Here is a 12,666-nt window from a genome sequence, read left to right as displayed (position 1 = left end):
CGTGTTTAAACTGGCTGACTCTCTTTCACCTGTACACCGCTAAACAGCCATTGCCAGATGCCCACTTTTACCCATGCGACCACGCAGAGAATCAGGTAAAAAAGTGGATTATGCGTAATGGTAACGTACATGACCTCCATTAAATCCACATGCAAATTTCCGGCAATTGCCATATTGATAACAAAAATTGAGGCTACCGCGCTGGCCAGTAAAATAAATACGGCCTGAAGCTGGGTTATCTTTGGTAACCTGCCAGAGGCCCATTGCCATAAAAATGTTGTTGTTAACAGGAATATAAGAAACAATCCTAACGCGCCAAACAGGCCAAAGTCTTTATAATCCTTTAGCGTGCCAATTAAACCCACCAAAATAATTAACCCCAGTAGTATTTTTTTAAACCATGACATGTACTTTTCCCGAAGATAGTGTTGATGCTGACTTAATATGTCCATTTTTACGCATTTTAAATTGAGTTTATAAATGAACAGCCGGGGATTATAAATTGTCTGGCGGGTAATTGCCGATTATTTGTGGTTTATTAAATGTTGACATTTGATTGCGGACTAATCCTAAGATACCTGTTTATAAGGTTGTCGATTATACCCTTTTGGGGGAGGCGAAACGCTGTTTGTATAATTGTGTGAGGCTGATCAGTGCCGCAATAAACAAGGCGACGGCACCGCATAGCGTGGCATTAACGATCGCTTGAGCGCCGCTTCCCAGCAGGCTGGTTAAGAGCGGCCCGAGTATTTGCCCAATGCCGTAAGTCAGGGTGACCAGGCCTAGCAGATTAATATTGCGCGGTACGCTAAGTTGACGGGCGAGCGGCATGACCAGCGAAGTGGTCCCCATAAACGTTGCGCCAAAACCCACGCTGCTTATCACCAGCAGCGGCAAGGAGTCGCTGGCGAGCGTCATGACCACGCAGGCACTTTGGATCAGTAAATTCGCCGTCAGGCATTGCAATACCCCCCAGCGTCGGGCAGCCCACAGCCAGGCGAAACAACCCGGAATAATCGATATGCCGACCAACGACCAGAGATGGGCCGTCAGCAGCGGCGACCCGGCACTTTTCGCCATCAGTGGCAGGTATGTAGCGACAATGATGTAGCCAAATCCGGCTAACCCATACAGTAGCGCCAGCAGCCACCAGGACATAGGCTGATGCTCTGTTTTTACCGGTGCTGCGGCGGGGAGCGCATGGTTGCGAGATGGCAGGAGCATAACGAGTAGCACAAAGAATACAGCGGAAGCTGCCGCTGCCCCCAGCCAGAGCGTGTGCGATGACAGCGCAAAATGCAGACCGCTGATGACATATTCATTGCCCAGCAAAATGCCTGCGCCAACGCCGGAGAACAATGCGGCGATCACGAAGGGATGCCGGGTATGATGCAGGACGATCATCGAACCAAAGATCATCATACCGGCACTGGCGACGCCTGCCAGAAAACGGATCAGCATCACCAGCGCGGGTTGCTTAACGCTTGCCATTGCCAGAATCAACCCTGCGGTAGCGAGCGCAGAAGTTAACAACATCGGGCGTAAACGTGAGGGAAGATGGAAGAGCCCGAAGGAGAAGAGCAGGCTTCCCGCCAGATATCCAGCGTAGTTGGCGCTGGCAATCCAGGAGAGCTGGTCAAACGTAAACTGACCTTCCGACAGCAGTACCGGGAGCATCGGCGTATACAGAAAGCGTCCAATTCCCATGCCCAGCGTTAAGACCAGCATGCCAAAGAGCGCGACGCTGATGGCATGACGATTTGAATCGGGGCTTCCCTCGGACATACGGACTCTCATTTCACGCTGTTAGTTTGATAATTGTTATATTACATGTGCAAATGATAATGAAAAGTAAAATAAAAACAGGGATTTTACTTTCTCCTTAAAAATTCGCCAGCGTCAGCAGGGAAGGAATTTGCGACAACAGATATAACACCAGCCCAATAGAACCGCCGACCAGCGTGCCGTTGATGCGGATAAACTGTAAATCTTTGCCGATGTTTAGCTCAATTTGCTGCGACATATCGCGCGCATCCCAGCTTTTCACCGTGTCGCTGATGTGGCGCGTCAGGAAGGTGGCGAACTCCGGCGCAACTTTATACGCGGCCTGCTCCAGATGCCCATTCAGTGAGGCGCGCAGGGCGCTGTCGGCAACCAGTGTTTCGCCGAACCACTGTCCGGCGCTGGCGATGCGCTGCTTCACGCGCGAATCGTCAGCGTTAATGTCGGTTTTCACCCACTGGCGCAGGTCTGCCCACAGTTCGCCAAGATAACGGTTGAAGGCCTCGTCTTCCTTCAGATAGTTTTTCATGCTTTCGGCCCGCACGGCCATCTCCGGATCGTGTTTGAGCTTATCGATTAGCTTAAACGTGGCGCGATCGAAGGCGTGGCGGATCTGATGAGCCCGATCGTGGCTGATGTCATCCAGTAAGGAATTAACGGCATCAGACACCAGTTCGGCGCTGTGCTCGCCCAGCCATTCAGTCGGCAGGATCTTCGCTTTCAGCGGATGCTCGGTCTCCAGCCAGTGCACGATCTGTCGGGCGATAAACGCCCGCGAGCTGTCGCGCTGGAGCAGGGCGATAAGTTGGGCGATCAATGTGTCGAGCAACACCTGATGGCGGTTGTTTTTGGTCATGCTTTCCAGCATCAGCGCGCTGGTACCGGAGAGATCGACCTTGTCGATGGCTTTGTGCACTGCCCGCTTGATCAGCCGCTGAATGCGGGCGTCGTCGGTGAGTTCGAGAAAACCGCTCATGATCTGCAGCAGATGCTGGCCAATTCGCTGGGCGTTTTCCGGCTGGCTGAACCAGTTACCGATCAACAACGCCGGTTCATGGCGGCGGATCAGGGCGATCAGGGACTGGGTGTCGAGAAATTTTTCCTGCACAAACTGACCAAGGTTCTTCCCGATCCGATCCTTATTGCGCGGGATAATCGCCGTATGTTGCGAGATGAACGGGATTGGTACCCGTCGAAAAAGCGCCACCACGGCGAACCAGTCCGCCAGCGCACCGACCATCGCCGCTTCGGCGATCGCTTTGATCCCGAGCACCCAGAAGTTAGGCGGCAGAAACAGCGTGATGACGAAGGTAGCGGCGGCAATCAGCAGCAATGAGAGCGCCAGTCGCTTGGCGCGTTTGAGTTCAGCAATTTTATTCATAGGCTTAAGGATAGAGCCAGACGGGGGGATCGCGCAAAAAATGTGGAGCGCCTCCCATTTTCAGGCGAGCAAAGCTTACTCCGGGATCCAGTTGTCCCAGGCGGGTAAGGGGCCGAGTTCCGCCACCAGAAAATCGATAAACGATCGCACCTTCGGATTGCTGTACTTACTGGGAAAATAGAGCGCATAAAGGGCGTGGGTTTCGCAGGTGATGGTGCCGTCGAGCATCAGCGGCGTTATCTCTTCTTTTTGAATATGATCGCCAATCAGATAGGTGGGCAAATACGCCACTCCCTGATCTTCTAACACCGATTTCAGCAATACCAGACTGCTGTTGGCCTGGATAGGCATATGCAGTTTTAACTGATGCAGACGATCCTGTTCATCCGCCACCTTCAGCACTGGCGTGAGACCTGGGTAAACCAGGCAATCATGATTGACCAGATCGCTACGACGCTGGGGCATGCCTTTTTTGGCAAGGTAGCCGGGTGAGGCGCAGTACGCCCAGCGGACAGGCACCAGCTTGCGCATTGCGTAGTTCTGCGGTGGTGCGGTGGAGATTCGCAGGGCGATGTCGAAATCCGTTTCGTTCAGATTCACGAAGTTATCGTTGAGATCGATATACAGATTCACATCTGGGAACTGGGAACGATATTTATCCACCAGGTTCACCAGCCGGGAATAACCAAACGCAATTGAGCAGGTTATGCGTAATTCACCCTGCGGGCTGTGGTAATAACCGGAGGTGGTATTCAGCGTTTCATCGAATTCTTTCAAAAGCTTATTGGCGCGGTTAAAGAGATATTGCCCGGCATCGGTCAGGGTAATACTGCGGGTGGTACGTTTAATTAATGTCGTGCCTAACGTATCTTCCATTGCCGCCAGGCTTTTGCTGACCGCAGATGGCGAGACGTTGAGCTGCGCCGCGGCTTCTGACAATCCTCCGCAGTCGACGATTTTAATGAAAAACTCCAGATGCTTGAGTGAAATCGGCGTACTCATAGTTTCCTTTTATTCACAAGTGATTTGCAAAAACGGTACGAATAGGCCGTTACATTCGCGTTTTAAACATGCAACTATTGAATCACAGGAAACAACTTGCTGGCAAAATGAAAAAATAACAACTTAGGTGAGTTACGTCACAAAATAAAAGGAGGCGAAACGGAAACTCATCACATTGTGAATTTAATCTCATTAAATATTATTCTAAAGGTACCGATTATGTGGTCACGACTCGAACCCTACAGATCGTCGATTATTTTATTAGTTGCTCTGGTGATTGGCGGCTTATTAGGTATTTATGCCCCCTCATTTGCAAGTAAACTCCAGCCAATCGGCCAGATATTCTTAAATCTGCTATTTATGATTATTGTGCCGCTGGTGGGGATCAGCGTCATGTCTTCGATCGCCAGTATGACCGACCTGAAAAGGCTGGGGCGCATTATGGCGATTATCTTTATTGTTTCGATCGCAATGGCCTTTATTCCGGCTGCCGGGATCGTTGCGCTGGCGCTATGGTATAACCCGGCGCAGGGCGTCACTATCGATCTTTCGCAGTCGGTGCAGGCGGGCAGCGGTAAGATGGATTTTGTCAGCATGATCACGACCAGCGACTTTATCGGACTGTTTTCTAAGTCCAATATTCTGGCGCTGATTGTGATGGCGATTATTGCTGGTGTGGCGATTGGTCAATCGGATCAGGCCGGTAAGCGCATTGCGTCGCTGCTGGAAGATGCCAATACCGTGATCATGAAGATCGTCTCAATCATTATGAAGGTTGCACCGATTGGCCTGGGCTGCTATTTCGCTGCCACTATGGCCAGTCAGGACTCTGCACTGCTGCTGACCTTTGCTCGCGCCATCGGCCTGTTCATGGTGGCCACGCTGGTCTACTTTGTTTTTGGCTCGATTCTCTATTCGTATATTGGCGGCGGGATTCCGGCGGTCAAAGCTTTCTGGCGTAATGCGATTGAACCGTCTGCGACTGCGCTGGGAACCTGCTCTTCGCTGGGGACTCTCCCGGTGACGCTGCGTGCCGGTAAGGCGATGGGGATTAACCCGGAAATCGTTGATGTCTCCATTCCGCTACTGGTTAACCTGAACAAAGGTGGCGTGGCGATGATTGCCGCGCTGAAAATTGTCTTTATCTATTCCGTGCTGGGCATGGAGTTCACCACCGAGACCTTCTTCCTGACCATGCTGATTGCGGTGCTCTCCGCCATTATCGTCGGCGGCGTACCGGGCGGGGCATTCCTCGGTGAAATCTTTATCGTCACTACGCTGGGCCTGCCAATGGAAGCGATCCCGATGTTGGTAGTGCTGGGCACGATTACCGATGCGCCTGCCACACTGATTAACGTTATCCATGATTTGAATGCGGCGCAGATTGTTGAACGGTTCGCTGGAAAAAAGCAGACCAACACTGAAATAAACTCTACTGCTGCGGTGGTATAGGTTTCACACGGATTAAGAACAGGAGATGTTATGAAAGACGCAATGAAGCTTGAGACGCAATTGGTTGTTGCGGGTCGCGACAAACGCTACACCCAGGGAGCGGTGAATCCGGTTATCCAGCGCGCCTCTTCGCTGGTGTTTGATACCGTGAAAGACAAAAAATTCGCCACCGCCAATCGCGCAAATGGCGAGCTGTTTTACGGTCGTCGCGGAACCTACACCCACTTTGCCTTCCAGAAGGCAATGAGCGAACTGGAAGGCGGCGTTGGCTGCGCGCTTTACCCGTGCGGCGCTGCGGCGGTGACCAATGCGATTCTTGCGTTTGTTCAGGGTGGCGATCATATTTTGATGACGGGCGCGGCCTACGAGCCAACCCAGGATTTTTGCAATAAGATCCTGAGTAAATTCAATGTGGAAACAACGTATTACGATCCGTTGATTGGTGCTGGTATCGTTGATCTTCTGCGTCCGGAAACGAAAGTTGTATTCCTCGAATCGCCAAGTTCGATCACCATGGAAGTCCAGGATGTACCGGGGATGGTGAAAGCTATCCGCGCGGTTAATCCGGAGATTGTCATTATGATCGACAACACCTGGGCGGCGGGTGTGCTGTTCAAAGCGCTGGAATATGGCGTGGATATTTCCATTCAGGCGGGAACGAAGTACACCATCGGTCATTCGGACGGCATGCTGGGCACGGCGGTGTCCAACGCGCGTTGTTGGGATCGTCTGCGCGAGAACTCCTATTTGATGGGACAAACTCTGGATGCTGATACGGCCTACAACGGCAGCCGTGGATTGCGCACCCTGGCGGTACGTCTTAAGCAGCATCAGGAGAGCAGTATCCATATTGCCCGCTGGCTGTCGGCAAGGCCGGAAGTGGCGCGGGTGAATCATCCGGCATTACCGGAATGCCCGGGGCACGAGTATTTTCAGCGTGACTTTGCCGGAAGCTCAGGCCTGTTCTCGTTTGTGCTGAAAAAGAGACTGACCGACGAGCAGATGGCGAATTTCCTCGATAACTTCTCACTGTTCCATATGGCCTATTCGTGGGGCGGATTTGAGTCGCTTATTCTGGCGAATCAGCCGGAAGAGCTGAACAGCATTCGCCCAGCCGGAGAGGTAGATTTCAGCGGCACCCTGGTCAGGGTGCATATTGGCCTTGAGGATATTGGCGACCTGATTGCCGATCTGGAAGCAGGGTTTGCGCGCATTGCTTAAGATAATGTGATGGTTGCCGGATGCGGCGCAAGCGCCTTATCCGGCCTATCACTACGACATAGGCCGGATAAGCGTCAGTGCCATCCGGCAGGTTAGTTTTCAGTGGCTAACGTTGTTGTTTCATGCTGGCGAACCCGCTTCAGTAAGCCTGCCAGGGTAAAGACGACAGCAATACCCGCCGCAACCGCCAGCAGATGAAACGAAATCCTGCCGCCGTTAAACCACAGCCAACGTCCGATTTCGACAGAAACCGCCATCACCGTCAGGATGACCATATTCAGCGACGCCGAGACCGTACCCTTCGGTAAGTTGTTGGAAAACAGCGTAAAGCGGAACAGCGTCGGAAAGATCATACCAATGCCAAACGCATACAGGCTGGTTCCCAGCACCGACCACAGCCAGACGTGTGGCCACAGCAAATTGCCGGCAATCAGCACCGCCAGTCCGCTCAGTTGAATGGGTGCCGCCCGCCAGATAAAACGTGGCTGGGTTGGATCCTTCACAAAACGAACAACCACCATATTGGCGACGATCACCGCGCCAAACACCGGTGCCTGCGCCCAGGCGAACTCTGATGTGCTCATACCGCCAGCGTCGATCAGGATCACCGGCGAGACCGCCACCCAGCTCATCATCGGGATATAGCTTAGCGACAGCGTGGCTGCGCCAAACAGGAATACCCGGTTGCGGAAAACGTCGCGGAAATCACACAGTACGCCGCGTGCACTGAACGGCACCGCGCCGCGCTTAACGGTTTCCGGCATTGCTAACGCTAGCCCAATCAGGGCGATAAGCCCCATGGTGGCGATAATGGCAAACAGGACTTTCCAGTGTACAAAGTGCATCAGCGCTGCGCCGGAGAGCGGGCCGATAACCGGCGCAACCAGCACAATGGAGGTGATTATCGCCATTAACTTTATGGCCTTCGTTTGCCCAAACGCCTCCTGAACCGTGACATAGCCAACGGTAGCGATAAAGCAAATGCTGGTGCCCTGTACAAATCGGGCGACCAGAAATTGCGTCATTGAGGTGGTCAATAGCGTGGCAGCGCAGGCGAGCGTAAAAATTAACGCCCCCGCAATCAGCACCGGTCGACGGCCAATCCGGTCGGAGAGCGGTCCCAGCAGCCATTGCAGCGCCATGCCGCCAGCCAGATAGAGGCTCACCGCAGCGGGGGCCAGGCTGACGTCGGCGTTGAAATCACGCACCACATTGATGATGCCTGGCTGGATCAGGTCCGTCGACAGATAGGCGGCGAAGTCATATAAAATCAACGCGACAGGAAAAAATAGCGTCGTGGTGCGTTGGGAGAAAAACGCGAGAATCCGTTGCATAAAACAGCTCCTTTTCGGGAGAAAACCCTCAACGGGAATAGCGAAATTCAATACCGTCTTTGAGACGTCAGACCGATGACAGAAAAAAGCAGACTGCAAATGTACTGAATTTCATGTAATCAAAAACGCTGCCTGCGCGAGGCGCAAACAGGAGAAACGTTTTCAGACTCGGGTCAGAAAACGTAACGATTACAGGTAACAATCAGCACATCGCACCTCGGGAAGAATTTGTTGAATGGATAATAGCCACCCAAAGTGTAATGCGGATTGGATATTAATTAAACGAGTTTATCCGCTTTATTTGCAGAAAATCGTCACGCTTATCAGAAAGTGACGCTCTGCAGAAAACGCAGCGCGATTGCACAACCGAAGACGATCAATACGCCGCCGGCGATACGCTCGATCCACAATATCCCTCTGGTTAACCGTCGCTGGATCTGCGGTAAGCCGATGAACATCACGATCAGCAGATCCCAGAACAACACCACGCTGGTCATCCAGATCCCGCTCATGGTTTGTTGCAGCAGCGTCACCGACGGGCCGAGCAGGGCGGTCATCAGCGCCAGATAGAACAGCGCATTTTTTGGGTTGAGCAGCGACGAGCCTAATCCCAGCAGCAGCTGTTTACCAAATCCTGGACAGGTAGACTGGGCGTCTGCTCCGGTCAGGGTTTGCGGGCGGCTGCGTATAAGCAGGCTGCCAATCCATAATAAATAGAGCGCGCCCAGCAGCTCAATAACCGTAAACAGCAGGGGAAGCTGGCGCAGAATCCCCCAACCAATAATCGCCAGCAGAATATACAGCCCGTTGCCGATGGCGATCCCCACGCACAGTCCGGCGCTGCCGCGCATCCGGTAACGTACGGCGTAACCGACCAGTAAAAAGAAGTCCGGCCCTGGGCTGAGTAGTGCAACAAAATGCGCCAGCGCCAGCGCGGGAAAAGCAGACGGAAAAAGTTCAGCAAGCGGCGACATAGCGACCTCAGAAAATGAATCAGAGATCAGCGTACGCCTGACGCAACGCTAATTATTGTCTGATATTGATCGTCCCAATGCGTACTGGCGCGGTGTGGCTGCTGTGTAGCGAACAAAGGTGCGATGGAAATGGCTCTGGTCGGCAAACCCGCTCTGGTAGCCGACATCGACAATCTCGTCCCCGGCCCGTAGCCGCTGACGGGCATAGTCAATCCGCATCATGTTCAGATAATTTCCCGGCGTCAGCCCGGTATCCTGCTTAAAGGTCCGAATCAGCGTCTCTTTACGCATGTGACACTCATCTGCCAGCTCATCCAGCGAGGGTGGGGAGAGCAGACTGGACTGCAACCGCTTGCGCAGATACTGGCTGGTGACGCTTAGGTTTTCAGGTGTTACCGACTGCAATGGCAGCGAGCGCAGCAATGCTTGTGCAGCATCAGTTATCTGCGTCGTTTGCCGTTGCGGCATGAGCGCCACAAGGTGCATGTAGCACTGGAATAATTGCGGATCGCGGATAACAGGAGTGCGCGTGCAAAGCCGTTGATTGCTGTTCAGCGCAGGCAGATGGGCAAGACACCACCGGGCATCAAGATAAAGCATGTGATAGCTGCGAAATTGCCCGTTGACGGGATTACAGCTGTGGGGTGCCAGTGGTGGGATCACAATGAGATCGCCCACCTTCAGATGGTATTCCTTGTCATCGCACAGGCAGCAGGTTCCTCCTTCGAGAATTGCCCCAATAGAGAGCTGAGAGTGGTGATGGCGCTTATAGGCCTGCTGACTTTGCCAGGTGCTGCGAAGCTCCAGCCACGGCAGTTGCTCATCACGCCAGAACGATTGTGGAATATCCCGGGTATGCGTCACATCGTGTCCTCCATGAAAGTGATGATTTGTTATAGCACAGGCCCTGCGGTGAAAAAGCGGGAATGTGCATTGAGGTCGTGATTCTGCGCGATGCGTTCCAGACAAATGCAGACGTTACAAAGGGGCGTTTTTATCCCGGAAATCGTCTCGCAAAGAGAGAAAGTTACAGGTGAGGGTGTGGTTTACCAGCGCTACAGTAACGGCATCTTATTTCAAGGTGATGGATCGCCATGAACAAAGCACCGACTTCCACCCCGCATGATGCGGTCTTTAAAACGTTTTTGCGCCACCCTGAGACAGCTCGGGATTTTCTACAAATACATCTTCCCGCTTCGCTGCGCGAACTTTGCGATTTTCAGACGCTGAAACTCAAGCCGGATAGTTTCATTGAAGAGGATTTACGTGCGCACTATTCCGATGTGCTGTGGTCCGTGAAAACGACGGAAGGTGATGGCTATGTTTATGTGGTGATTGAACACCAAAGCACACCAGATGCGCATATGGCATTCAGGTTGATGCGTTACGCGGTAGCGGCCATGCAGAAGCATTTAGATGCCGGGCATCAGCAATTACCGCTGGTGGTGCCGATGTTGTTCTATCACGGTGCGAAAAGCCCGTATCCTTATTCCCTATGCTGGCTGGACGAGTTTGCCAACCCGAAGCTGGCTCGTCAGCTGTATGCTGTGGCGTTTCCGCTGGTGGATATTACGGTTATCCCGGATGACGAAATTGTGCAGCATCGACGTATGGCGCTGCTGGAGTTAATCCAAAAACATATTCGTCAGCGCGACCTTATGGGGCTGGTCGAGCAAATTGTTTCCCTGCTACTTACCGGACTGACTAATGACAGCTAGATAAAGACGCTGTTTAATTATATTTTACGAACTGGCGATGCACCTCGATTCAGTGAGTTTATTCGTGAGGTTGCCGAACGTTCACCGCAGCATAAGGAGCACTTGATGACGATCGCCGACAGATTGCATGAGGCAGGGCTACAAAAAGGCAGGCTGGAAGGGTTACAGGAAGGACGACAAGAAGGGCTTATAGAAGGGCGACTTGATGAGGCGCTCCGTATTGCCCACACCATGCTGGCAGACGGTATTGATATCTGCACGGTACAAAAAATTACCCGGCTTTCCGCAGAAGATATTCAGGGTTTAAGTCATTAGATATGAGTTAAATCGCATAATCGTCTGGCCGAAATCACCGGGCGGTCCGGTTTACTCTATCGCCATCTTTACCGCCTCGCCGAGCTTTTGCATCACTTCCTGATGCTTCTCGTTTGGCGGCAACGCGCAGTTGATGCGTACGCAGTTGCGATACTTTCCGGATGCGGAGAACAGCGATCCCGGTGCGACCTGGATTTTCAGGCGACAGAGCTGCTTAGCGACGCAGACCATATCGACCTGGAGCGGCAGCTCGACCCACAGCATAAAGCCGCCTTTCGGTCGGGTGACGCAGATCCCACAGGGAAAATATTCCCGTACCCAGCTGGTGTAGATCTCCATATTACGCTGATAAATCTGGCGCATACGCCGGATATGCCGATGGTAATGACCTTCGCGCACAAAGGAGGCTGCTGCCAGCTGCGTAGCGGGAACGTTAGTACCAATGACGGCGTACTTCATATGTAGCAGTTTGTTGTAATAGCGACCGGGAACCACCCAACCCACGCGCAGTCCGGGGGCTACGGATTTGGTAAACGAACTGCAGAGTATTACCCGGCCGTCACTGTCCCAGGAGTGGATCGTACGCGGGCGCGGATACTCTGTGGCCAGTTCGCCATACACATCATCTTCAAAAATGACGATGTCGTGACGCTGGGCGAGGGCGAGTACCGCCCGCTTACGCGCATCCGGCATAATGAACCCGAGAGGGTTGTTGCAGTTGGGAACCAGCAGCACGCCTTTGATCGGCCACTGATCCAGCGCCAGCTCCAGCGCTTCAATGCTGATCCCGGTATCCGGATCGGTTGGGATCTCAATCACCTTGATCCCCAGGCCGCGCAGTAGCTGCATTGTGCCGTAGTAGGTGGGGGATTCAACGGCGACAATGTCCCCTGGCTGACAAACCGCCAGCAGCGCCAGCGACATTCCGCTCTGGCTCCCGTTGGTTATCACAATATCATCGGCGTTGAGGACTGAACCGCTGTCCAGCATCAGACGGGCGATCTGCTGGCGCAGATCCTGGCTGCCGGGAAGCTTGTCGTACCCCAGCACCGCCTTCAGATTATGCTGCACTACGCGGCTGAGCTCGCGCCAGAGCGGTTTCAGGCTCGGTTGACTGACATCTGGCGCGCCGCTGCTGAAGGGGATCACAGATTTATCGCTATGCCCTTTTAGCATATCCAGCACCAGATCCCACTGCGTTATCTCGACCGGACGCTGCACCGGGCGTGACATCGGCGGTACGGGCGGCAGCGCTTTTTGCGGCGCGACAAAATAACCGGAACGCGGCTGCGGGGTGATCAGCTGTCGCTGTTCCAGCATCTGATACGCCTGCTGGACGGTGCTGATACTGACCCCGTGCTCCTGACTCAGGTTACGTACCGAAGGCAGTTTTTCGCCATGGCGATACAACCCCTGCTCAATGCGTTTGGCCAGCAGATTGGCCAGATGTTGGTAACGCGTCATACTGTATCCCTTATGGGTACCAT

General features: G+C 53.2%; 10 protein-coding genes and 1 pseudogene. 3 read left to right on the top strand and 8 right to left on the bottom strand.

What is annotated here, in order from left to right; all coding sequences use genetic code 11:
- Nucleotides 1–5: 5 nt before the first annotated feature.
- The 4 genes from OGV38_RS09745 to OGV38_RS09730 all read right to left on the bottom strand — a co-directional run bounded on the left by OGV38_RS09745 (nt 6) and on the right by OGV38_RS09730 (nt 4,165).
- Complete coding sequence (locus OGV38_RS09745) at nt 6–407, bottom strand: hypothetical protein (RefSeq protein ID WP_269518442.1); 402 nt, start codon at nt 405–407, stop codon at nt 6–8.
- A gap of 190 nt (nt 408–597) precedes the next feature.
- Nucleotides 598–1,785 carry an MFS transporter gene (locus tag OGV38_RS09740; protein WP_269518443.1) on the bottom strand — a complete coding sequence of 396 codons (1,188 nt, stop codon included), beginning with the start codon at nt 1,783–1,785 and terminating at the stop codon, nt 598–600.
- A 97-nt stretch (nt 1,786–1,882) separates the two neighbouring features.
- Nucleotides 1,883–3,163, bottom strand: coding sequence for a DUF445 domain-containing protein (locus OGV38_RS09735; protein ID WP_286473237.1), 1,281 nt, complete (start codon nt 3,161–3,163; stop codon nt 1,883–1,885).
- Between the two features lie 75 nt (nt 3,164–3,238).
- The gene (locus tag OGV38_RS09730) at nt 3,239–4,165 is read right to left on the bottom strand and encodes a LysR family transcriptional regulator (protein ID WP_016151563.1); all 927 of its coding nucleotides are present in this window, start codon (nt 4,163–4,165) and stop codon (nt 3,239–3,241) included.
- A 219-nt stretch (nt 4,166–4,384) separates the two neighbouring features.
- Here OGV38_RS09730 and OGV38_RS09725 point away from each other — a divergent pair, with 219 nt between their 5' ends.
- Nucleotides 4,385–5,617: a dicarboxylate/amino acid:cation symporter gene (locus OGV38_RS09725; protein ID WP_003019196.1), complete on the top strand. Its 1,233-nt coding sequence runs from the start codon at nt 4,385–4,387 to the stop codon at nt 5,615–5,617.
- Between the two features lie 30 nt (nt 5,618–5,647).
- Nucleotides 5,648–6,838: a cystathionine beta-lyase gene (gene metC / locus OGV38_RS09720; protein WP_016155600.1), complete on the top strand. Its 1,191-nt coding sequence runs from the start codon at nt 5,648–5,650 to the stop codon at nt 6,836–6,838.
- A 92-nt stretch (nt 6,839–6,930) separates the two neighbouring features.
- On the opposite strand, the gene mdtM is transcribed toward metC, so the two are convergent.
- From mdtM to OGV38_RS09705, 3 genes are all read right to left on the bottom strand, one after another.
- Complete coding sequence (gene mdtM, locus OGV38_RS09715) at nt 6,931–8,172, bottom strand: multidrug efflux MFS transporter MdtM (protein ID WP_046275093.1); 1,242 nt, start codon at nt 8,170–8,172, stop codon at nt 6,931–6,933.
- A 323-nt stretch (nt 8,173–8,495) separates the two neighbouring features.
- A complete protein-coding gene (locus OGV38_RS09710) occupies nt 8,496–9,146 on the bottom strand; it encodes a LysE family translocator (RefSeq protein ID WP_019078298.1) in 651 nt (216 codons plus the stop codon).
- Nucleotides 9,147–9,194: 48 nt separating this feature from the next.
- A complete protein-coding gene (locus tag OGV38_RS09705) occupies nt 9,195–10,010 on the bottom strand; it encodes a helix-turn-helix transcriptional regulator (RefSeq protein WP_019078299.1) in 816 nt (271 codons plus the stop codon).
- Nucleotides 10,011–10,240: 230 nt separating this feature from the next.
- Here OGV38_RS09705 and OGV38_RS09700 point away from each other — a divergent pair.
- Nucleotides 10,241–11,179: pseudogene (locus OGV38_RS09700) on the top strand (Rpn family recombination-promoting nuclease/putative transposase).
- Between the two features lie 51 nt (nt 11,180–11,230).
- Here the strand turns inward: OGV38_RS09700 and OGV38_RS09695 are convergent.
- On the bottom strand, nt 11,231–12,643 hold the full coding sequence (locus tag OGV38_RS09695; protein ID WP_286473236.1) for an aminotransferase-like domain-containing protein: 1,413 nt from the start codon (nt 12,641–12,643) through the stop codon (nt 11,231–11,233).
- Between the last annotated feature and the right edge of the window lie 23 nt (nt 12,644–12,666).

Source organism: Citrobacter sp. Cb080 (assembly GCF_030334745.1).
Taxonomy (GTDB): Bacteria; Pseudomonadota; Gammaproteobacteria; order Enterobacterales; family Enterobacteriaceae; genus Citrobacter; species Citrobacter braakii.
The sequence above is the reverse complement of the archived record's forward strand: the minus strand, read 5'-3'. Positions and strand labels throughout refer to the sequence as shown.

Bases quoted from the DNA above. Each gene is read 5' to 3' on its own strand.
- OGV38_RS09745 (WP_269518442.1), bottom strand. From the start codon at position 407: ATGTCATGGTTTAAAAAAATACTACTGGGGTTAATTATTTTGGTGGGT.
- OGV38_RS09740 (WP_269518443.1), bottom strand. From the start codon at position 1,785: ATGTCCGAGGGAAGCCCCGATTCAAATCGTCATGCCATCAGCGTCGCG.
- OGV38_RS09735 (WP_286473237.1), bottom strand. From the start codon at position 3,163: ATGAATAAAATTGCTGAACTCAAACGCGCCAAGCGACTGGCGCTCTCA.
- OGV38_RS09730 (WP_016151563.1), bottom strand. From the start codon at position 4,165: ATGAGTACGCCGATTTCACTCAAGCATCTGGAGTTTTTCATTAAAATC.
- OGV38_RS09725 (WP_003019196.1), top strand. From the start codon at position 4,385: ATGTGGTCACGACTCGAACCCTACAGATCGTCGATTATTTTATTAGTT.
- metC (WP_016155600.1), top strand. From the start codon at position 5,648: ATGAAAGACGCAATGAAGCTTGAGACGCAATTGGTTGTTGCGGGTCGC.
- mdtM (WP_046275093.1), bottom strand. From the start codon at position 8,172: ATGCAACGGATTCTCGCGTTTTTCTCCCAACGCACCACGACGCTATTT.
- OGV38_RS09710 (WP_019078298.1), bottom strand. From the start codon at position 9,146: ATGTCGCCGCTTGCTGAACTTTTTCCGTCTGCTTTTCCCGCGCTGGCG.
- OGV38_RS09695 (WP_286473236.1), bottom strand. From the start codon at position 12,643: ATGACGCGTTACCAACATCTGGCCAATCTGCTGGCCAAACGCATTGAG.